General features: G+C 72.4%; 17 protein-coding genes. 12 read left to right on the top strand and 5 right to left on the bottom strand.

Features of this window, described 5'->3' with window-relative positions; genetic code table 11:
- The first annotated feature begins 13 nt into the window (after window positions 1-13).
- Both AB0D59_RS29580 and AB0D59_RS29575 read left to right on the top strand, forming a co-directional pair.
- A complete protein-coding gene (locus AB0D59_RS29580) occupies window positions 14-1036 on the top strand; it encodes a LacI family DNA-binding transcriptional regulator (RefSeq protein WP_362571637.1) in 1023 nt (340 codons plus the stop codon).
- A gap of 110 nt (window positions 1037-1146) precedes the next feature.
- Window positions 1147-3408 (top strand): MFS transporter, encoded by a 2262-nt coding sequence (locus AB0D59_RS29575; RefSeq protein ID WP_362571634.1) that lies wholly within the window; start codon window positions 1147-1149, stop codon window positions 3406-3408.
- A 181-nt stretch (window positions 3409-3589) separates the two neighbouring features.
- Here the strand turns inward: AB0D59_RS29575 and AB0D59_RS29570 are convergent, their stop codons facing one another.
- The 3 genes from AB0D59_RS29570 to AB0D59_RS29560 are packed head-to-tail and all read right to left on the bottom strand — an operon-like array spanning window position 3590 to window position 7515.
- Complete coding sequence (locus AB0D59_RS29570; protein ID WP_362571631.1) at window positions 3590-5047, bottom strand: benzaldehyde dehydrogenase; 1458 nt, start codon at window positions 5045-5047, stop codon at window positions 3590-3592.
- Between the two features lie 33 nt (window positions 5048-5080).
- Entirely contained in the window at window positions 5081-6685 is a 1605-nt protein-coding gene (locus AB0D59_RS29565) for a thiamine pyrophosphate-dependent enzyme (RefSeq protein WP_362571628.1), read from the bottom strand.
- Entirely contained in the window at window positions 6682-7515 is an 834-nt protein-coding gene (locus AB0D59_RS29560; RefSeq protein ID WP_362571625.1) for a GntR family transcriptional regulator, read from the bottom strand. The genes AB0D59_RS29565 and AB0D59_RS29560 overlap by 4 nt, the downstream gene beginning before the upstream one ends.
- Window positions 7516-7869: 354 nt before the next feature.
- Between AB0D59_RS29560 and AB0D59_RS29555 the strand changes: the two genes are divergently transcribed.
- From AB0D59_RS29555 to AB0D59_RS29530, 6 genes are all read left to right on the top strand, one after another.
- The gene (locus tag AB0D59_RS29555; protein ID WP_362571622.1) at window positions 7870-8721 is read left to right on the top strand and encodes a hypothetical protein; all 852 of its coding nucleotides are present in this window, start codon (window positions 7870-7872) and stop codon (window positions 8719-8721) included.
- Between the two features lie 135 nt (window positions 8722-8856).
- Window positions 8857-9798 (top strand): fumarylacetoacetate hydrolase family protein, encoded by a 942-nt coding sequence (locus AB0D59_RS29550; RefSeq protein ID WP_362571619.1) that lies wholly within the window; start codon window positions 8857-8859, stop codon window positions 9796-9798.
- A 17-nt stretch (window positions 9799-9815) separates the two neighbouring features.
- The gene (locus AB0D59_RS29545) at window positions 9816-10373 is read left to right on the top strand and encodes an NAD(P)H-dependent oxidoreductase (RefSeq protein WP_362571616.1); all 558 of its coding nucleotides are present in this window, start codon (window positions 9816-9818) and stop codon (window positions 10371-10373) included.
- Window positions 10370-11899, top strand: coding sequence for an MDR family MFS transporter (locus tag AB0D59_RS29540; protein WP_362571613.1), 1530 nt, complete (start codon window positions 10370-10372; stop codon window positions 11897-11899). The genes AB0D59_RS29545 and AB0D59_RS29540 overlap by 4 nt, the downstream gene beginning before the upstream one ends.
- Window positions 11896-12327 carry a heme-binding protein gene (locus AB0D59_RS29535; RefSeq protein ID WP_362571610.1) on the top strand — a complete coding sequence of 144 codons (432 nt, stop codon included), beginning with the start codon at window positions 11896-11898 and terminating at the stop codon, window positions 12325-12327. Before AB0D59_RS29540 ends, AB0D59_RS29535 begins: the two co-directional genes overlap by 4 nt.
- A 166-nt stretch (window positions 12328-12493) precedes the next feature.
- Entirely contained in the window at window positions 12494-14011 is a 1518-nt protein-coding gene (locus AB0D59_RS29530; RefSeq protein WP_362571607.1) for an MFS transporter, read from the top strand.
- Window positions 14012-14659: 648 nt separating this feature from the next.
- On the opposite strand, the gene AB0D59_RS29525 is transcribed toward AB0D59_RS29530, so the two are convergent.
- A complete protein-coding gene (locus tag AB0D59_RS29525) occupies window positions 14660-16030 on the bottom strand; it encodes a VWA domain-containing protein (RefSeq protein ID WP_362571604.1) in 1371 nt (456 codons plus the stop codon).
- Window positions 16027-16884: a MoxR family ATPase gene (locus tag AB0D59_RS29520; RefSeq protein ID WP_362571601.1), complete on the bottom strand. Its 858-nt coding sequence runs from the start codon at window positions 16882-16884 to the stop codon at window positions 16027-16029. Before AB0D59_RS29520 ends, AB0D59_RS29525 begins: the two co-directional genes overlap by 4 nt.
- Before the next feature lie 120 nt (window positions 16885-17004).
- On the opposite strand from AB0D59_RS29520, the gene AB0D59_RS29515 reads away from it, so the two are divergent.
- The 4 genes from AB0D59_RS29515 (at window position 17005) to AB0D59_RS29500 (ending at window position 20099) form a co-directional block, all read left to right on the top strand.
- On the top strand, window positions 17005-17589 hold the full coding sequence (locus AB0D59_RS29515) for a TetR/AcrR family transcriptional regulator (protein WP_362571598.1): 585 nt from the start codon (window positions 17005-17007) through the stop codon (window positions 17587-17589).
- Between the two features lie 223 nt (window positions 17590-17812).
- Window positions 17813-18493, top strand: a complete 681-nt coding sequence (locus tag AB0D59_RS29510; RefSeq protein WP_362571595.1) for an ABC transporter permease — start codon at window positions 17813-17815, stop codon at window positions 18491-18493.
- Window positions 18490-19161, top strand: a complete 672-nt coding sequence (locus AB0D59_RS29505) for an ABC transporter permease (RefSeq protein ID WP_362571592.1) — start codon at window positions 18490-18492, stop codon at window positions 19159-19161. Before AB0D59_RS29510 ends, AB0D59_RS29505 begins: the two co-directional genes overlap by 4 nt.
- Window positions 19158-20099, top strand: a complete 942-nt coding sequence (locus AB0D59_RS29500; protein ID WP_362571589.1) for an ABC transporter substrate-binding protein — start codon at window positions 19158-19160, stop codon at window positions 20097-20099. The genes AB0D59_RS29505 and AB0D59_RS29500 overlap by 4 nt, the downstream gene beginning before the upstream one ends.
- Window positions 20100-20120: the final 21 nt, after the last annotated feature.

The following is a 20120-nucleotide window of genomic DNA, read 5'->3' as shown; positions in this document are numbered from 1 at the left end:
AAAAGGTTTGCCCGTGACCTCTGCTCCAGACTCCCCGCCCGTCGGCCGGGCCAGGCTCGCCGATGTCGCCGCGCTCGCCGGCGTCAGCGTGGGCACGGCCTCCAAGGCGCTGAACGGCGCCGGCCGGATGCGCCCGGAGACCCGGCAACGGGTGCTGGACGCGGTGCAGGCGCTCGGGTTCCGGCCCAACCAGCAGGCGCAGAGCCTGCACAGCGGCCGCAGCTGGACGGTCGGCCTGATGACGACGGACGGCATCGGCCGCTTCAGCACGCCGGTGCTGCTCGGCGCCGAGGACGCGCTCGGCGCCGGGAAGATCTCCGTGCTGCTCTGCGACACCCGCGGCGACGCCATCCGTGAACGGCACCATCTGCGCAACCTCACCGACCGGAGGGTCGACGGCGTCATCGTCACCGGCCGCCGCACCGACCCTCGCCCGCCCCTGTCCGGCATCGACCCGGCGATCCCGGTCGTCTACGCCCTCTCGCCGTCGACCGATCCCGCCGACACCTCCGTCGTCACCGACGACCGGGGCGGCGCCCGGCTCGCCGTGGAACACCTGCTGGCCACCGGTCGTACCCGGATCGCCCATGTCACCGGGCCCGAGCACCACCAGGCCGCCCGGGACCGCGCCGCGCACGCCGTCCGGCACCTGGCCGGGTCCGACCTCCGACTCGCCGCCGGCCGGGTGCACTTCGGGGAGTGGAGCGAGGCCTGGGGGCGGCGGGCCGCCGACGCGGTACTGCGGACGGCGCCCGACACGGACGCCGTCTTCTGCGGCAACGACCAGATCGCCCGCGGGATGGCGGACGCACTGCGCGAGCGCGGCAAGGACGTGCCGGGGGACATCGCCGTCGTCGGCTACGACAACTGGGACACGATGGCCCTCGCCTGCCGCCCGCCGCTCACCACCGTCGACATGAACCTGGCCGAGATCGGGCGCATCGCCGCGCTGCGGCTGCTCCAGGCGATCGACGCCGAACCGGTGCCAGGGGTGCACACGGTGCCGTGCCGGCTGGTGGTGCGCGAGTCCAGCTGAGCGACCTTCACGTCCGTCGCACCGAACCCGACTGTCCTTGCTTAAGTAAATCAAGTGACTTACATTCGGGAGGGTCGTGCAGACTCGAGTGGCCCTACGGAGGCTCGACCATGTCCTATGCACAGCCCCGGCCGGTAGAGGCAGGGGAGTCCGCCCCGCGGACCAACGGAGTCGTCGCGGTGCTGGCCTTCGGCGGGATCGTGGTCTCGCTGATGCAGACCCTCGTGATCCCCATCGTGCCCGAGCTGCCGAAGCTGCTCGACGCGTCGGCGTCCGACGCGGTCTGGGCCGTCACCGCCACCCTGCTCGCGGCAGCAGTCGCCACGCCCGTCATGGGTCGGCTCGGCGACATGTACGGCAAGCGGCTGATGCTGCTGACCAGCCTGGGCATGCTGGTCGTCGGCTCGGTCACCGCCGCGCTCAGCGACACCCTCGTGCCGATGATCGTCGGCCGCGCGCTGCAAGGTCTGGCCTCGGGTGTGATCCCGCTCGGCATCAGCATCATGCGCGACGAACTCCCCGCCGAACGGCTCGGCTCAGCCACCGCCCTGATGAGCGCCTCCCTCGGCGTGGGCGGCGCGCTCGGCCTGCCCGCCGCCGCGCTGATCGCCGACCACTTCGACTGGCATGTGCTGTTCTGGACCTCGGCCGCGCTCGGCGTCGTCGCCGCCGCGCTGGTCATGCTGCTGGTGCCGGAGTCCAAGGTGCGTACCGGCGGCCGTTTCGACCTGCTCGGCGCCCTCGGGATGGCGGCCGGCCTGGTCTGTCTGCTGCTCGGCATCTCCAAGGGTGCCGACTGGGGTTGGGGCAGTCGCACCACGCTCGGTCTGTTCGGGGCGGCCGTGGTGGTCCTGCTCGCCTGGGGCTTCTACGAGCTGCGCACCCGTGAACCGCTGGTCGACCTGCGCACCACCGCCCGCCGTCAGGTCCTGGTGACGAACCTCGCCTCGATCGCCTTCGGGTTCTCCATGTTCGCGATGTCCCTGGTGCTTCCGCAGCTCCTGCAGTTGCCTCAGGCGACCGGCTACGGGCTGGGCAAGTCGCTGCTGGACGCGGGCCTGGTGATGGCCCCGACCGGCCTGGTGATGATGGCGACGGCGCCCGTGTCGGCCCTCGTCTCCAAGACCTTCGGCCCGAAGACCACCCTGATGTGCGGCGCGGTGATCGTGGCCGCCGGGTACGGGCTCAACATCGTGCTGATGGACGCCGTCTGGCAGCTCGTGCTGGCCTCCTGCGTCGTCGGCGCCGGTATCGGCTTCGCCTACGGTGCGATGCCCGCGCTCATCATGGGCGCCGTCGACCCGCACGAGACGGCCGCCGCGAACAGCCTCAACACCCTGATGCGGTCCATCGGTACGTCGACCGCGAGCGCGGTCGCCGGGGTGATCCTGGCCCAGATGACGAATGTCTTCGGCGGGGTCACCGTGCCCTCCGAGAACGGCTTCAAGGTGGTCATGGCGGTCGGCTCCGGCGCGGCGGTCCTCGCACTGCTGGTGGCCGCGTTCATCCCGCGCCGCAAGCCGGCCCCGGCGGCCGGTGCGACGCCTGAACCGGCGCCCGAGTCACCGGTGGGTGCGCAAGGAGCTCCGGTGACCGTCTCCCTCGCCGACGACGGCGTCCAGGTGCACGGACGGGTGCGCGGCGCCGACGGAACCGGTGTCGGCTGGGCGGCCGTCACCCTGATCTCCCTCGGCGGCCGCCAGCTCGGCCGCGCGGTCGCGGACGCCGAGGGCCGCTACTCCGTGGCGGCGCCCGGCGAGGGGACGTACGTCCTCATAGCCTCCGCCGACGGCCGCCGGCCGCAGGCCACCACCCTGGTCGTCAGCACCGAACCGGTCGCCTACGACGTGCTGCTCAGCGGTACCAGCGGTCTGGCCGGACTGGTGCGTGCCGCCGACAGCGGAGCGCCGGTCGCCGGGGCCGTGGTGGTCGTCACCGATGTGCGCGGGGACGTGCTCGCCACCCAGCAGACCGACGGGTTCGGCGAGTTCGCGGTCGGCGACCTGGTGCCCGGCACCGTGACCCTCGCCGTCAGCTCGCCCAAGCACCGGCCGCTCGCCCTGCCCGTCGAGATCGCCGGCACCGGCATCTCCCGCATCGAGGTCGAGCTGCGACCGGGCGCCCATGTGCGCGGCACGGTACGCGGCGTCGGGGGCCCGCTGGGCGACGCCCGGGTCACGCTGGTGGACGTGGCCGGCAACGTCGTCGCCACGACCACCACCGGGGACGACGGCGCGTACGCCTTCTCCGACCTCGACACCGGCCCGTACACCGTCATCGCGACCGGCTACCCGCCGCACGCCGCCGGGGTGCTGGTCTCCGGCGGCGACATCCACGACCACGACATCGAACTCGCCCATCCCGGGGCGTAGTCCACGGTCCACCCGAGACCGACGGGCGGCGCCGGGCCGATACCGTCCGGCGGGCGGTATCGGGAGCGACTTGCTCCCGTCCGCCGGTTCGGCCGGTGCGAAGGCGGCCGCCGGGGTGCCCGCTGACGCGCTCGCCGTTCCGCCGGAACCGGTCCGATCTGTCCAGAACGGTCCAGACGGGTCAGAACGGGTAGGCCGCCTGAGCTGACCGGGCCGTGATCCAGCGGGTCTCCGTGAACGCCTCGATGTTGGCGGCGCCGCCGAAGCGGGCGCCGGTGCCGGAGGAGGCGACTCCCCCGAAGGGGGCAACGGCCTCGTCGTTGACGGTCTGGTCGTTGATGTGGACCAGGCCGGTGGGGATGCGCTCGGCGAGGTCGAGGCCGCGCATCACGTCCGACGTGAGAATGCCGAGGGACAGCCCGTAGGGGGTGGCGGTGGCCAGGGCGACCGCCTCGTCGAGGTCGGTGAAGGTGCGTACCGGGGCCACCGGTCCGAAGACCTCCTCCGCGTAGGCCGGTGAGGTGTCGGTGACATCGGTGAGGACGGTGGGCCGGTAGAAGAGGTCCCGGTAGGTGCCCCCGGCCGCCAGCCGGGCGCCGCCGTCGACGCTGGCGGTGACCAGGGCATGGATCTTGTCCCGCTGGCCCGCGTCGATGACCGGGCCGAGCGCGACCTCCTCCTTGTCCGGGTTGCCGACCGGCAGGTGCTCGGCCTTGTGCGTGAGCCGCTCGACGTATTCGTCGGCGATCGAGGTGTGCACCAGGTGGCGGCCGGTGGTCATGCAGACCTGGCCCTGGTGGAAGAACGAACCCCAGGCGGCGGTGGCGGCGGCACGGTCGAGGTCCGCGTCCGGCAGGACGATCAGCGCCGAGTTGCCGCCCAGTTCGAGGTGGGCGCGCTTGAGGTGCTCGGCGGCGGCCGCGCCGACCTTGCGGCCTGCGGCGGTGGAGCCGGTGAAGGAGATCACCCGCACCTGCGGGGCCGACACCAGCGCAGCGCCCGTGTCCGCGCCGCCGGGGAGCAGGTGCAGCACGTCCTCGGGCAGCCCGGCCTCCTCGAACACCCGCATGATCGTGACCCCACCGGAGACGGCGGTACGCAGATCCGGCTTGAGCAGCACGGCGTTGCCGAGCGCCAGGGCCGGGGCGACCGAGCGGATGCCCAGCACGAGCGGCACGTTGAACGGTGCGATGACGCCGACCACGCCCGCCGGTACCCGGCGCGCGAGACTCAGCCGCGGTTCGGCCGAGGGCAGCACCTCCCCGAGCGGGCGGGAGACGAGCGCCGCCGCCTCGTAGCACTCCTGGGCGGCGGTCACCGTCTCGAAGGCCGCCTTGCCCGGGATGCTGCCGGCCTCGCGGATGAGCCACCGCTGGATCTCCTCGGCGTGCTCGGTGAACAGGTCGCCCGCACGCCGCAGCACGGCGGCGCGTTCGGTGTACGGCAGCCGGGCCCAGGCGGGTTGGGCGCGCGCCGCCCGCCCGGCGGCGACCGGGACGTCCTCGGCGGTGGCCACGCCGATGACGTCGAGGACGTCACCGGTGGCGGGCTCGACGACCGGGGCCGTGCCGCCTGTGGGGGGCGTCCAGGTGCCTATGGAGGCCTTTCCGGACCAGAGCGCGGGATCGAGCAGGGACATGGCGGCCTCCGTAGAAGGGGGGTGCGGGTGCGGTCAGGTCCGGAAGTCGCCGTCGGCCGTGACGGCGACTTCGAGGACCAATGGCTGGGTCCTGTGGGCCAGTTCGGGGCAGAGTTCGTCGAGCGTCGCGCGCAGGTCGTCGTGGGTGCCGATCCGGCGGGCCGGGCAGCCGAGGGACTCGGCGAGTCCGGCGACGCTGACTTCATCGAACGCGGGCCACGGCGGCTTGCCGCCGTGCTGCTCGGCGAGCTTGTCCATGACGGCGTAGCGGCCGTTGGCGAGCACCACGAAGAGCGCTCCGACGCCGTAGTGGGCGGCCGTCCACACCGCCTGGATCTGGTAGAGGGAGGAGCCGTCGCCGACGACGGCGACGACAGGGCGCCGGGGGCGGGCCATCCGGATGCCGACGGCGGCGGGCAGCGCGAAGCCGAGGCCGCCCATCGCGGCGCTGAGGAAGCCGAGCGGGGCGCGGGCGGGGAGCAGGGCGTGCAGGTCGGGACGTGAGGACGGGGTCTCCTCCACCACCACGGTGTCCGCGGGCAGCCGGTCGGCGAGCGCCGCCAGGACGTGCGCCGGGGTCAACGAGCCGTCGGGAGTCGGCGCGGGCCGACGGGGGGAGGCGGTCCGCTGGGACTCGCGCGGTGGGGTGCGGCGGGCGAGCCGGTCGCAGAAGTCGGGGAGAGGTGTGACGACGGCCAGTTCGGCGGGGGAGTGGTGGGCCTCCGCCGGGTCGTCGGTGACCACGACCACCCGGGCCTCGGTCAACTTGCCTGGCTCGTAGGGGTATTGCCGCAGGAAAGGGGCACCCACGCACAGCACCAGGTCGTGTGGGGCGAGCGTGGTGCGCAGCCGGGGACGGTCCGCGGGCAGATGCCCGGCGAACAGCCGGTGGTCCTGCGGGAACCCGGCGCGGGCGCCGAACGGCTCCTGCCAGACAGGGCAGTCGAGCCGTTCGGCCAGAGCCGCGAGCGCGGTCCAGGTGGCCGCGCTGTCCGCGCCCGCACCCACGACCAGGACGGGGTCGGCGGCCCGGGCGAGCAGGTGGGCGACGGCGGCCACGTCCTGCGGATCGGCGGCGGCCGACCGCCGTACCGCGTCCGGGGCGGGCACCGGCAGATCCTCGGCCGGCTGTGCCCAGTCGTCCATCGGGACCAGCACCAGCGCGGGGCCCCGGGACTCGCGGGCCGCGTGCACGGCCCGGCCGATCGCCCCCGGCACGTCCTGGGCGCGGGCCGGCGACTCCACCCGCACCGGGTAGTCCCCTGCCAACCCCTCCAACCGGCCAGTCAGGAAAGGTTGTTGGGCGAGATGCCGGCGGTCCTGCTGGCCGACCAGGACGACCAGGGGCGCCCGGTTGACACGGGCGGTGGCCAGCGCGCCCACCGCGTTTCCGAGCCCGGCGGTGGTGTGCAGCAGGACCAGCGCGGGTTCGTCGCGGGCCAGCGCCCAGCCGGTGGCCGCGCCGACCACCGACCCCTCGTGCAGGGCGAGTACGAACTCCAGGTCCTCGGGGAGGTCGGCGAGTACCGAGACCTCGGTCGAGCCGGGGTTGGAGAAAAGGGTCGTCAGGCCGTGCCGGCGGAGCACGTCGAAGGCGGCCTCGCGGACGGTGCGGAGCGCAGCGGACCGTGCCGTCACGACAGGGTGCTCCGCGGGCTCGCGACCTGGCCGCCCAGGGTGACGTTCGACCGCAGCCAGGCGGTGAGCGCCTCGGTGAGACCGGCCTCGGAGAGCGCGGAGTCCCCGTCGGTCTCCCGGGCCTCGACGATCCGCTCGACGGCCGTCCGGTGGTAGTCGCGGACCACGGCCGCCGCGTGCCGGGGGTCCCGGGAGGCGACCGCGGCCACGATCCGCATCCGCTCCGTGTGCAGCGCGCCGGCGACCCGGCCGAAGTCGCGGCCCTCGCCGGCGGACAGCCGTACGGCGAGGCCGATCTGCATTTCGGTGATGAACCGACACAGGGCGGCGAGCAACGGGTTGTGCGAGATCCCGGCGAGCGTGTCGAAGAAGCCGCGCAGGGCCGCAGCGGTCCGCTCCACGCCCTCGGCGGCCGGGACGGCCTGTGCCGCGGTCCGTAGCCGGTCGATCTCCTCGTCGGTGGCGTGCTCGGCGGCGAGTTCCGCGGCGTAGGCGTTGAGGGCGCCGAGCAGGCCGAGGACCTCTCGGCCGCCGACCTTCTCGACCTGCACCACGGAGGCGATGGACACCGCGAGCATGGTGTCGCCCTGCGCGGTGACCGTCGCCCGGCTGCCGTTGCGGGTGTTGACCAGGCCCATCGCGGTCAGTACCCGGATCGCCTCACGGACGGTGGGGCCGCTCACGTCGTAGTAGGCGGCCAGCTCCCGCTCGGACGGCAGGCGTGAGCCGTCGGGCAGGGTGCCGCTGAGGATCTGTGTGCGCAGGTCCTCGACGATCTGGTCGGCCACCCGGCCGCGGAAGATCTTCGCGGGCTTCTGGGGCACGGACATGTCACTCCCGGGCGTGATCCGGACGTAGGGCGCCCGGGCTCCTGTGATTTCTGTACCCAGGCTAACCTACCTAGTAGGTCGGGATCAATGTCCACGCTTGGCGATTGTTCATCGCCCTACTGCTGCTGTGCATGAGAGCTCAATGAGAGCTCGCCACCTACCTTGACACAAACCTACTAGGAAGGTTTCGTGGAGGGCAGCGACGACCGGAGGTCATCGAAGAGGCGCGGCACGGCTGAGCCGACCCGCCCGTCGACCGGTCGCCCGCCTTCGGACACACCGCCCGTCCGCGCGAGCCCCCAGGCCGTGCGGCATTCCGCGGGCGCACACCACACCCCACAACGGAGGACAGCGATGAAGATCGCGCCGTTCGACCCGAACGCGTACAAGATGGACCACCCCAAGGGGACGGTCGCGTTCAACTACCTGCTCATGGGCGACCGGGACAAGCCGCTGGAGAACTACCGCTACATCCTGGGCCGCCAGGAAGGCGACTTCGTCATGCCCCGGCACTGCCACACCTTCGAGCAGATCCGGCTGCCCCTCGTCGGCGACATGAACCTCGGCGAGCAGGGCATCCTGCGCGAGGGCGAGGTCGGCTACTTCCCCGAGGGCCAGACCTATGGTCCTCAGGACGACAAGCTCACCGATCCCAAGCAACTCCAGCTGGTGCTGCAGTTCGGCGGGGCGTCGGCGCTCGGCATGGGCGCCGGCCGCGGCCGCGGCCCGGCCAACAAGGAGGCCCAGGCCGAGCGGCGCGCCCAACGCGAGCAGCGGTTCCCCAAGCCCCGCTACAACGGGGTCGTCATCAGCAACCCGAACCACTTCAACTGGCTGCCGGTGCCGGCCTGGCCGGGGGTGAAGCGGAAGCACATCGGCACGTACACAGAGCGGCAGTTCTGGGTCGAGTTCGTCAAGGTCGAGACGGGCGCCGAGTGGCTCTCCGAGAGCGCCGACGCCAAGCGGCTGAGCGTGGTGCTGTCCGGGACGGGCACGGTCGAGGGCACCGAGGTCGGCCGGCTGGGGGCGGTGGAGGCGGACCCCGGCGAGAAGGCGAGGTTCGTGGCCGCCGAGGAGCTGGTGCTGTTCGTCATCGGGCTGCCGCCGATCCAGTTGCCGGTGGAGCCGGACGAGGACAAGTTCGTGACCGTGGTGACGGACGGGGGGATTCGGTTCGAGGATCCCAAGGACGCGGACGGCAAGTAGGCCGCGGCGGGGTGGTCCGGGTATCGGTTGGCCGCCGGTTGCCGACCGGTTACGGGTGGCTCTGTCGCGCAGTTCCCCGCGCCCCTGAAGGGCGCGCGTTCCACCGCCCTCGGACAAGGAAGAAAGCACCCATCAGTGAAAATCGCCTCGCGGCGGTCCCCCTTCGGGGACCGGCTCTGTTTCGCCGGTCTGGTTCCGCGCCAACTCGTCGACATCCAGGGTGCCTTCGTGCGGCAGCTGGAAGTGGACGGCGTTCATCGGGAGGACGCTCTCGCTCGGTCCCGGCTCGTCGTACCGGACGGCGGCCTTCCCGCACTGCTCCAGCTGGATCCGCAACTCACCATCGTGCGACGGCTGTTCGACTGGGTCGTCTCGTGCCTCGACAGCGGCGTTCTCGACGAGGACTGTCTGTGGTCCGACGAGCCGGAGCGGCTCGGGGCCGTCGTCGGCCGTCCGCGCACCGTCTGGTGCATGGGAGGGAACTACCTGCGGCGGCGGCTCGCACCCGGCGAGGAGCCGCCGCCCCGGCGCGGGCCCGGGGGCGGACTCAAGGCCGGCGGGGCCCTCACCGGGCCGTACGACGAGCTGCGGTCTCCCGTGATCAGCGAGCGGGTCGACTCCGAGATGGAGCTGGCCGTCGTCATCGGCCCCCGCTCCCGTCTCCTCACCCCGGACGACGCCATGGCCGCGGTGGCCGGTTACGTCGGCTTCTGCGATGTCACCTCGCGCGACGTCGCGGAGCTGGACAACCACCGCATGGACCGTGCCAAGGGCTTCGACACCTACGGCATCTGCGGGCCCTGGTTCGTCACCGCCGATGAGATCCCGGACCCGCACGCGCTGCGGATCCGTCAGTGGGTCAACGGCGAGGTGCGCCGGGACGGCAGTACCGCAGAGATGTTCCACCCCGTTCCCGAGCAACTGGCCTGGCTCACCGCCGCGCTCACCCTGGCGCCCGGCGATGTGCTGTCCACCGGGGCACCGGCCGGACAGGGAGCCGTACGGCCCGGTGACGTCGTCCGGGGCGAGGTCGAGGGGCTCGGAGTCATCGAGAACACGGTCGTCCTGGACGACTGAGCGACGAAAGGTCAGACATGCACCGACCCCGGTTGCAGATCATCATCGGCAGCACGCGTCCCGGCCGGCGCGGCCCCGCCGTCGCCGAGTGGTTCCACGCCCTGGCGCTGAAGCACCCCGGCTTCGACACCGAACTCGTCGACCTCGCCGAGGTCGGACTGCCGCTGCTGGACGAGCCGCGTCCGCCGCAGCGCGGCCGGTACGAGCACGACCACACCCGGCGCTGGAGTGAGACCGTGAGCGCCGCCGACGCCTATGTGTTCGTGGTGCCGGAGTACAACCACAGCTTCAACGCGGCCACCAAGAACGCCCTCGACTACCTGGCCAGGGAATGGGCCGGCAAGCCGGTCGCCTTCGTCGGCTACGGCGGGGTCGCGGCCGGAGCGCGGGCCGTACAGGCGCTGCTGCCGGTCGTCACCGCGCTCGGCATGGTGCCGGTGGCCGGCTCCGTGCACATCCCGTTCGTACGGCTGTCGTTCACAGTGGAGGGCGGGTTCGAGCCCGCTCCGGGGCTGGACGAGAGCGCCACCGGCGTCCTCGACGAACTGCTCCGCCGCACCGCCCCGGTCGCATGAGCGCGCCCCCGGCCACGGAACCCGCCGACGCGGCACGGCACGGCGGGCGCGGCGTCAGCCACAAGGTGGCCGTCTGTGTCGTCTACGTGGCCGGGCTGTTCCTGAGCACCCTCGACATGACGATCGTCAATGTCGCCCTGCCCACCATCGGCCGCGCCTTCAACGTCCCCGCCACGGCCGTCGACACCGTGTCGATCTCGTACCTGGTGAGTCTCGCCGTCTCGGTGCCGGCCTCCGGCTGGCTCGGCGACCGGTTCGGCGGGAAGCGGACCCTGCTCACCGCCGTCGCCGTCTTCACCGTCGGTTCGGCCCTGTGCGGTACCGCGACGAGCCTCGGCCAGCTCGTCGTGTTCCGGGTGGTGCAGGGAGCGGGCGGCGGGATGCTCGCCTCCGTCGGCATGGCCATGCTGCTGCGCGCCTTCGCGCCGCAGGAGAGGGTGCGGACCTCGGCGGTGCTCAGCATCGCCAACGGCCTCGCCCCGACGCTGGGCCCGGTGCTCGGGGGCATCCTGGTCACCCAGGTCTCCTGGCGGGCGATCTTCTACGTCAATGTGCCGGTCGGGGTCTTCGCCGTGGCCTTCGGGGCGTTGTTCCTGCACGATCGGCCCGCGCGGCCGGCCGAACGCTTCGACCTCGGTGGGTTTCTGCTCGCCGCCTGCGGGCTCGGTCTGGTGATGTACGGTCTCTCGGCCGGGCCCGAGCGGGGCTGGCGTACCGCCGCGGTGGTCGCCGCCCTCGCCTGCGGTTCCGTACTGGTCGCGGCGACGGCCGCCGTGGAACTCCGCAGCCGTACCCCGATGATCGACGTACGGCTGCTGCGGAACCGGCTGTTCGCCTCCGGTACCACCGTGATGACCGTCGAGTCGGTGACGTTCCTCGGCACCCTGTTCACCCTGACCCTCTATCTCCAGGACGCGCGGGGCATGACCGCGCTCGGCGCCGGCCTCACCACCTTCCCCGAGGCCGTCGGCGTGGTCACCGGCTCCCAGCTGGCCGGCCGGGTGCTCTACCGCAGGCTCCGGCCACGCCGGCATCTGATGCTCGGCGCGGGCGGGACCAGTGCCGTCATCGCCGTGCTGGGCCTGGTGCTGCCGACGGACCCAGGCCTCTGGCTGGTCGTGATCCTGCTGTTCGGCATGGGGCTCGCCGTCGGCCAGGTCTTCGTGGGCACCCAGTCCGCGTCCTTCGCCACCGTCTCCGACTCGTCCTCGGGGCGCGCCTCGACCCTGTTCAACGTCGGCCGCAGGCTCGGCGGCGCGGTCGGGGTCGCGGTAGCCACCAGCGTCCTGGTCACCGCCGGAGCCAAAGTCCCCGGGGCCGGTACCGGCGGCTACCGGGCCGCCTTCCTCACTCTCGCCGCCGTCAACCTGCTCGGCCTGTACGCGGCCGGCCGCGTCAGCGACCGCGAGGCGGTGAGCACGATCCCCCCTCCACGAAAGAGCCCCGACGAGAACCCGGACAAGAGCCGCGGCAAGAGCCCCGGTAACAACCCCCGTAAAAGAAGCCAAGAGGAGTCACAACCATGAGTGCACTCACGCTCCAGCAGGCCTCCGAGATCGTGGACGCGGCCCTGAGCCACGCCCGTGAACTGGGCCTGCGCCCGCTGACCGTCACCGTCCTCGACCCCGGCGGCCATCCCCTGGTCGTCAAGCGCGAGGAGACCGCCGGCATCCTGCGCCCGCAGATCGCCCACGCCAAAGCCTGGGGCTGTCTCGGCACCGGCCACGGCGGTGCCGCCGGCGCCCGGCACGCCGAGCGCGACCCCGCGTTCTTCGCCGCCCTCGCGGCGATCTCCGAGGGCCGGATCGCCTCCTCCAAGGGCGGCGCGCTGGTCCGGGACGAGAACGGCACGCTGCTCGGCGCGGTCGGCGTGAGCGGTGACCGGCCCGACAACGACGAGACCGTCGCGGTCCACGGTGTGCAGAAGGCCGGCCTCGTCGCTGACGTCGGCTGACGGCCACCGACCACCACCTGGCCGGGACCAGGGACGGTCCCGGCCAGCACCGGAATCGGATGTAGCTCCCCCCTCCCACGAGCCGCATTCCCCAGGGGGACACCCAGGTGGCCCCCACGGCATCGAACTCCCTGTACGGACAGCCGATGGGAAACAGAGGTACGCCATGGCAAAGACGCCGGAAGACCTCAGCACGACACCCGCACCCGCACCCGCACCCGCACCCGCACCCGCCGAACCGACCGGCCGCCGCCGCGCCTGGGCCCTGGCCGTGTGCGTCGCCGCCGCCTTCCTGACCCTGCTCGACGTGAGCATCGTGACCGTGGCGCTGCCCTCCATGGAGCGTCACCTGGACATGTCCTCGGCGCAGCAGACCTGGTCGATCGCCGGATACACCCTGACCTTCGGACTGGCGCTGATCCCGAGCGGCCGGCTCGGCGACGAGTTCGGTCGCAAGAAGGTTCTCCTGGTGGGGATGGCGCTGTTCACCCTCACCGGGGTGCTGTGCGGGGTCGCCCCCGACGCGGGCTTCCTGGTGGCGAGCCGCCTCGCCCGTGGCGTGGCGGCCGGTCTGGTCGCGCCCCAAGTGGTGGGCCTGCTCCACCAGATGTACCCGCCCCGCGAACGCGGCCGTGCCTTCGGCTACTACGGTGCCACCGTCAGTCTGTCCACCGCGATCGGCCCGCTCCTCGGCGGCGCGGTCCTCCAGGGCTTCGGGACGGCCGACGGCTGGCGCTGGATCTTCTTCCTCTTCATTCCGTTCGACCTCGCCGTCCTGCCGTTCGCCGTGCGGCTGCTGCCCGAGGGCCGGCGTGCCGAACGGCGCAACGGCCTGGACCTGGTGGGCGCCCTGATCCTCGGGCTCGCGGTCACGGGGGTCATGCTTCCGCTGCTGCGGGGCGGAGCATGGGCGGACCGTGGGTGGTGGCTGGCTTGGACCGGACTCGTCCTGCTGGAGGTCTTCGTGCTGTGGGAGATGGGGATAGCGCGCCGGGGCCGCCAGCCCCTGGTCGACATCAATCTCTTCCGTGAACGCGCCTACTGGGTCGGCACGTTGGTCGCCGCCGCTCTCTACGGCGGATTCACCGGCATCTTCATCGTCATCTCCCAGTTCCTCCAACAGGGCATGCACTACGCGCCGTTCAAGGCATCCCTGTGCACGGTGCTGTTCACCGTCGGTTCCGCGGTCTGCGGCGTCATCAGCGGCCGCATCGTGCACCGCGTCGGGCGCCCGTTGGTGATCGTCGGCACCGCCCTCACCGCGCTCGGACTCGGGGCCACCGCCCTGGTGGTGGGCGGGTCGGCACCCGGCGACAACATGTTCCTGCTGGTGGCCCTGCCGCTGCTGGTGGCCGGCTGCGGTGCCGGGTGCGTCATCGCGGCCAACCAGACCCTCGCCCTGCAACTGGTCCCGCGCCGCGAGGGCAGCACGGCGGCCGGCGTCTACCAGACCGGCATGAAGATCGGCACCTCCCTGGGCACCGCCTTGGCGAGTTCCCTCTACTTCAGCCAACTCCTCGCCACCCAAGGTGACTTCCCGGCCGCGGCCCGCGCCGGTCTGCTCGGCGCCGCAGCGCTGGCCGCCGTCGCCTTTCTGGTGGCCCTGCCCGGCCTGACCGTCCGCGGCCGCCCGGTCCCCGCGCCCGCCGTGAGCGTGCTGGAGGAGGCCGAACCGGCCGGGTGAGCCGGCCGGTACCACGGCGAACCTGACGATCGGCCCTGCGTCCGAAGCAGGCGCCGTGCCGGAGTGGACACGGCGGGCGACGGACCACGGATCCGCTGCGGAGGGCTGTCCATGACGTGCTGCGGTCCGCGTCCATGCTCGGCACCGGTGTCTTCTGGACGGTCGCCTATGCGCAGCTGATCCGGTCCGGGCTGCGGGACCGCACCGTCGGCATGCCGATCGTCTCGTTCGCCACCGACATGAGCCGCCACCAGTTCCGCGTAGTCGGGAGCCGCCGAGTCGCCCGTGCCCCACAGGGACCGCGCCTCGGGGTTCAACCAGGTAGACGCGGCGCGCCTGCCCGGCGATCCGGCGGACGGCGGCGAGGTTCGGGTCGAGAGAGACGTGGTTCATGCCCAGGAAGGCGAGGACGAGCAGTGCCACCAGCGAGGGCAGGAACAACTTCTTCGGCAGGTAAGGGAATTCGGCGCCGCCGTAGCGGACGACGGTGCAGGCGATCGCGAGGTCGAAGCCGAACCGGACCATGTTGATCCAGCGCAGCGCCCCGTCCGCCGGCCGCACGAAGGCGCAGGTGAACTCCCTAGTTCGACAGGGGGGGAGGGGATCTAACGGACCTGACGGTGCCCGCTGCCGTGACCCGGCCCGGCGTCAGACCGGCAGCAGGCGCGCGATCAGGGCGCTCAGCTGGCGGGCCGTACGGCACTCGTGCATCTCCACCAGTTCCGCGTAGTCGGGAGCCGCCGAGTCGCCCGTGCCCCACAGGGACCGCGCCTCGGGGTTCAACCAGTAGACGCGGCGCGCCTGCCCGGCGATCCGGCGGACGGCGGCGAGGTTCGGGTCGAGGTTGTTGGTGCGGGCATCGCCGAGCACGAACACCGTGCTGCGCGGGCCCACCGCCGCGCCGTACCGCTCCGCGAACTCGCCCAGCGACACCCCGTAGTCGCTGCTGCCGTGCCAGCCGGTGAGCGTCGCCTCGGTGCGGATCCGGGCGCCGAGCCCCTCCGGGTCGGCCCGGCCGTGTTCGAGCAGGCCGGTCACCTCGTCGATCCGGTTGACGAAGGCGAACACCCGGACCTTGCTGAACTGGTCGTGCAACGCCTGCACCAGCAGCATCGTGAAGTCCGAGAACCCCGACACCGAGCCCGACACATCGCACAGCAGCACCAGTTCGGGCCGGACCGGCCGGCGCCGGCGCAGCACCGGCCGCATCGGCACCCCGCCCGTGGACAGCGAACCGCGCAGCGTGCGGCGCAGATCGATGGTGCCCCGCGCGGCCCGCCGGCGGCGCGCGGCCAGCCGCGTCGCCAGCTTGCGGGCCAGCGGCTGAACGGCCCTGCGCAGTTCGGTGAGTTGATCCCGCCCGGCGAACAGGAAGTCCACCCGGTCGGCGCTCGGCGCCACCGCCCGCCGGGCGATCTCGTCCCGCCCGCGCCGCTCGGCCACCCGGCGCCGGGCCTCCGCCGCGACCATGCCCCGGAACGCCTCGATCCGCCGCCGGATCTCGTCGTCCAGCAGCCTGTCCGTGAACCCCGGGTCCGTGCCCCGCGCCCGGACGTCCGCCCGCACCCGCGCCAGCAGCGTCTGCGGCCGCAGCCGGTCCAGTGTCTGGTACGACGACCAGCCGTCCGAGCCCGGCGAACTCCCGTACCCGCCCATGCCGTCCACCGCCTGCGCCGCCAACTGCCGCAGCAGCACGGCGTCGTCGTCGGCCAGTGCGGCCGCGAGCCGCTCCCGCAACTCGTCCCGGTCGGCGTACTCGGTGCCGGGCCCGCCCACCCCGCGCGGGAAGTAGAGGTCGAAGACCTGGTCGAACACGGCCCGTTGGCCACTGCCGTGCAGCAGGGTCGCGGCCAGCCCCTCGCGCAGCAGCTCCCGGTCCGCCAGGCCCAGCGCCGCCACCGCCCGGCCCGCGTCCACGGTCTCCCCGGTGCCGACCCGCAGCCCGTGCGCCCGCAGCGCCCCCACCAGACCGGTGAGCCGGTCGGCGAGGTCGCCCGGGGCGGGTGCCGCTGCGCTCACAGCGCGTCCAGGTCCAGCTTGGCGGCCGCCTTCTGGATGTCGTCCTGGTGCTTGAGGATCACGCCCAGGGAATCCCGTACGACTTGCTCGTCCAGAGTGCCGGCGCCCAGTGCCAGCAGGGTGCGCGCCCAGTCGATGGTCTCGGCCACCGACGGCACCTTGCGCAGGTCCATCGCCCGCAGCGCCCCGACCACCCGGACCACGGACTCGGTGAGCGCCTCGCCGAGCCCCGGCACCTTCAGCCGTACGATCCGGCGCTCCAGTTCCTCGTCCGGGAACCCGATGTGCAGGAACAGACAGCGGCGGCGCAGTGCCTCGGACAGCTCGCGGCTCGCGTTCGAGGTGAGCACCACGAAGGGGCGGCGGGTCGCGGTGACCGTGCCCAGCTCGGGGACGGTCACCTGGAAGTCGCTGAGCACCTCCAGGAGCAGGCCCTCCACCTCGACGTCGGCCTTGTCGGTCTCGTCGATCAGCAGCACCTTCGGGTCGTCGCCCCGGATCGCGGTCAGCAGTGGGCGGGGGAGCAGGAACTCCTCGCTGAAGATGTCGGTACGGGCCTCGTCCCAGGTCTCGTCCCGGCCGGCGCTGATGCGCAGCAGCTGCTTGGCGTGGTTCCACTCGTACAGCGCCCGGGACTCGTCCACGCCCTCGTAGCACTGCAGCCGTACCAGCCGGGCGCCGGCGACCTCGGCGACGGCCTTCGCCAGCTCGGTCTTGCCGACCCCGGCGGGACCCTCGACGAGGAGGGGTTTGCCGAGCCGGTCGGCCAGGAAGACGGTGGTGGCGACGGCGGGGGAGGCGAGGTAGCCGGTCTCCGCGAGGCGGGCGGAGACGTCGTCGACGGAAGTGAACAACGGGGCCTCCGGCTGAGCGGTGTGCAGCTGACCTTCCTATCTAAGCGCTTGTTCAGCGAGCCTGCCACCCTGTATACCGATCGGTTTCCGAATGTGCTGCCGAGAGGTAACCTCGGCCCTATGGCCACCACCGACCCCGCCACCGACAAGGCGTCCCCCCGCGACCGGCTGCTCGAAGCCGCCGGCGAGCTCTTCTACCGCGACGGCGTCTCCGTCGGCGTCGAGGCGCTGTGCAGGTCGGCCGGGGTGTCGAAGCGGTCGATGTACCAGCTCTTCGACAGCAAGGACGAGATGCTGGCCGCCAGCCTGGAGCGCCGCAGGTCCTGGTACGAGGCCCAGCTCGTGCCGGCCGAGGACGCGTCGGCCACGCCCCGCGAGCGGATCCGGCACGTCTTCGAGCGGCTGGAGAAGAGCTCCGGGAACCCCGAGTACCTCGGTTGCCCGTACCTCGCCGTCCTGGTCGAGCTGAAGGACCCCGAGCATCCGGCGAGCGTGGTGGCCCGCGACGCCAAGGGCCGGATGGAGGGATTCTTCCGGGAGCAGGCCGGACAGGGCGGCGCGACGGATCCGGCCGTCCTGGCCCGCCGCCTGATGCTGATCTTCGACGGGGCCAGCGCCCGCGCCGGCGCCCACATCGAACGGCTGGACGACGGGCTGGCCACCGGAACGGCGGACGCCCTCATGGACGCGGCGGGGATGAGCTAGCGCCGCGCCAGCAACGTCCGCCCCGTCGCGATGCCCGGCACGCCCTCTCGCCGCACCGGGCGAAAGCCCGAGTACATCCCGTACGAGGGCTTCCGTCCGGCACGCCGGGAGAACGAGCCGGACGCCGCTCCTGCAAGGGCGGACGTCGCCTGCCGCGCACTGGCCGACCCGGACGGGTCAGCCCAACGCGCCGGGCGTCTCGGCCGCCCGATGCAATGGACGCGTGACCGCGCCCCCGAACGACTGTCTCGCGCGCAACGAGTGGATCTGCGGCGCCTATCTGAGCAGCCGCCGCCAGATCCTCCTCGACGCGGTCGGCCAGCACCTCCGGCTCACCGCGGTCTCCGTGCTCATCGGGCTCGTCATCGCCGTTCCGCTGGCCGTGCTGGCCCGCCGCTGGCGCTGGTCGGCCGGGCCCGTCCTCGGCGTCACGACGATCCTCTACACCATCCCCTCCTTGGCGATGTTCTCCCTGCTCCTGCCGGTCTACGGCCTCTCCGCCACCCTCGTCGTCGCCGGCCTGGTGCTCTACTCGCTCACCCTGCTCGTCCGGAACATCCTCGCGGGCCTGCGTGCCGTCCCTGAGGAGACCCGGCAGGCCGCTCGCGGCATGGGGTACGGCCCGATCCGCCTCCTGCTCACCGTCGAACTGCCGCTCGCCCTGCCCGCCGCGATGGCCGGACTGCGCATCGCCACCGTCTCGGCGGTCTCTCTGGTCACCGTCGGCGCGATCGTCGGCTTCGGCGGGCTCGGCAACCTGATCTACGCCGGGATGAACACCTACTTCAAGGCCCAGGTGCTCACCGCCTCCGTGCTGTGCGTGCTGATCGCCGTGGCCGCCGACCTGCTGCTGCTCGGTGCCCAGCGGTTGCTCACCCCGTGGACCCGGGCGGCCCGCGCATGACGACGCTCGCCGACGCCTGGGACTGGCTCGCCGACGCCGCGCACTGGGCGGGCGACGACGGGATCGGGCACCGGCTGCTCCAGCACCTCGTCCTCACCGTCGTCTGCCTTCTCGTCAGCTGTGCCATCGCCCTGCCGGTCGCGCTGATCCTCGGCCACCTCGGCAGGGGAGGTGCACTCGCCGTGAACATCTCCAACGTGGGCCGTGCAGTCCCCACCTTCGCCGTCCTGGTCCTGCTGCTCCTCACCCCGATCGGCCGGTGGGGCCAGGGCCCCACGGTGGTGGCCCTGGTGCTGTTCGCGGTACCGCCGCTGCTCACCAACACCTACGTCGGGATGCGTGAGGTCGACCGGAGCATCGTGCAGGCGGCGCGCGGCATGGGGATGACCGGGCGACAGATGCTGTTTCACGTGGAACTGCCCCTTTCGCTCCCCTTGGTCCTCAACGGGGTGCGGATCGCCGCCGTCCAGCTCGTGGCCACGGCCACCATCGCCGCGCTGGCGGGCGGGGGAGGGCTGGGGCGGATCATCACCGCCGGATTCAATCTGGCCAGCACTCCCCAGGTGGTCGCCGGGGCGATCCTGGTCGCCGTCTTCGCGCTGATCGTCGAGGGCGTCTTCGAGGTCGCCGAGCGGCTCGCCCCGTTCTGGGTGCGGGGCTCGCGGTGAGGTGCCGTACGGCGGTACCGGCCGCGCTGCTGGTCACCCTCACCGCCTGCACCACCGGCCCCTCCCTGGAGAACCGCGGCGAGGTCACCGCGCCCCCGGGCGACAGCCGGCAGCTGACCATCGGATCCGCCGGATTCACCGAGAGCGACCTGCTCGCCCAGATGTACGCGCAGCTGCTGAACCAGGCCGGCTACCGGACCTCCCTCATCACCGTGGCCAACCGGGAGATCTACGAACCCGCCCTGGAATCCGGGCAGATCGACGCCGTCCCCGAGTACGCGGCCACCTTCGCCGACTGGCTCAACGCCAAGGCCAACGGCCCCGACGCACCGCCCGTGGGGTCGCCCGACCTCGCCACCACGATGAAGGCGCTGCGCCGTCTGGCCACACCGCGCGGCCTCACGGTCCTGGATCCAGGGCGGGCGGTGGACCAGAACGCCTTCGCGGTCACCGCCGCCTACGCCCGGCAGCACCACCTCAGGACGCTCAGCGACCTGGGCGCCTCGGGGCTGAAGGTGCGGCTCGCGGCGGGTGACGAGTGCGTGCAACGGCCCTACTGCGAACCGGGGTTGAAGAAGGTCTACGGCATCGACATCACCGGCGTCGATCCCAAGGGGGTCGGTACCACCCAGGCCAAGCGGGCCGTGCAGAGCGGGCAGGACCAGATGGTGCTGACCACCACCACGGACGCGACCCTCGACCAGTTCGGCCTGGTCCTGCTCGCCGACGACAAGCATCTGCAGAACGCCGACTACGTCGTCCCGGTCGTCAACCGGGCACGGGCGGGCAGCGACCGGGTCACCAAGTCGCTCGGTGAGCTCAACGACGTCCTGACGACGGCCGACCTGGCCGCCATGAACCAGCAGGTCGACAGCTGGCGACGGCTGGCCCAGGACGTGGCGCGCACGTACTTGCGGGACAAGGGCCTGGTGAAGTGAGGTTCGGTGCCCGTTGTCAGT

The organism is Streptomyces sp. NPDC048417, assembly GCF_040651615.1.
In the GTDB taxonomy this organism is placed as follows: Bacteria; Actinomycetota; Actinomycetes; order Streptomycetales; family Streptomycetaceae; genus Streptomyces.
This window is presented reverse-complemented; position numbering and strand designations above follow the sequence as displayed.

Excerpts from the sequence above, each read along its gene's own strand:
- AB0D59_RS29575 (WP_362571634.1), top strand. The coding sequence starts at position 1,147 with ATGTCCTATGCACAGCCCCGGCCGGTAGAGGCAGGGGAGTCCGCCCCG.
- AB0D59_RS29570 (WP_362571631.1), bottom strand. The coding sequence starts at position 5,047 with ATGTCCCTGCTCGATCCCGCGCTCTGGTCCGGAAAGGCCTCCATAGGC.
- AB0D59_RS29560 (WP_362571625.1), bottom strand. The coding sequence starts at position 7,515 with ATGTCCGTGCCCCAGAAGCCCGCGAAGATCTTCCGCGGCCGGGTGGCC.
- AB0D59_RS29555 (WP_362571622.1), top strand. The coding sequence starts at position 7,870 with ATGAAGATCGCGCCGTTCGACCCGAACGCGTACAAGATGGACCACCCC.
- AB0D59_RS29545 (WP_362571616.1), top strand. The coding sequence starts at position 9,816 with ATGCACCGACCCCGGTTGCAGATCATCATCGGCAGCACGCGTCCCGGC.
- AB0D59_RS29540 (WP_362571613.1), top strand. The coding sequence starts at position 10,370 with ATGAGCGCGCCCCCGGCCACGGAACCCGCCGACGCGGCACGGCACGGC.
- AB0D59_RS29535 (WP_362571610.1), top strand. The coding sequence starts at position 11,896 with ATGAGTGCACTCACGCTCCAGCAGGCCTCCGAGATCGTGGACGCGGCC.
- AB0D59_RS29530 (WP_362571607.1), top strand. The coding sequence starts at position 12,494 with ATGGCAAAGACGCCGGAAGACCTCAGCACGACACCCGCACCCGCACCC.
- AB0D59_RS29515 (WP_362571598.1), top strand. The coding sequence starts at position 17,005 with ATGGCCACCACCGACCCCGCCACCGACAAGGCGTCCCCCCGCGACCGG.
- AB0D59_RS29505 (WP_362571592.1), top strand. The coding sequence starts at position 18,490 with ATGACGACGCTCGCCGACGCCTGGGACTGGCTCGCCGACGCCGCGCAC.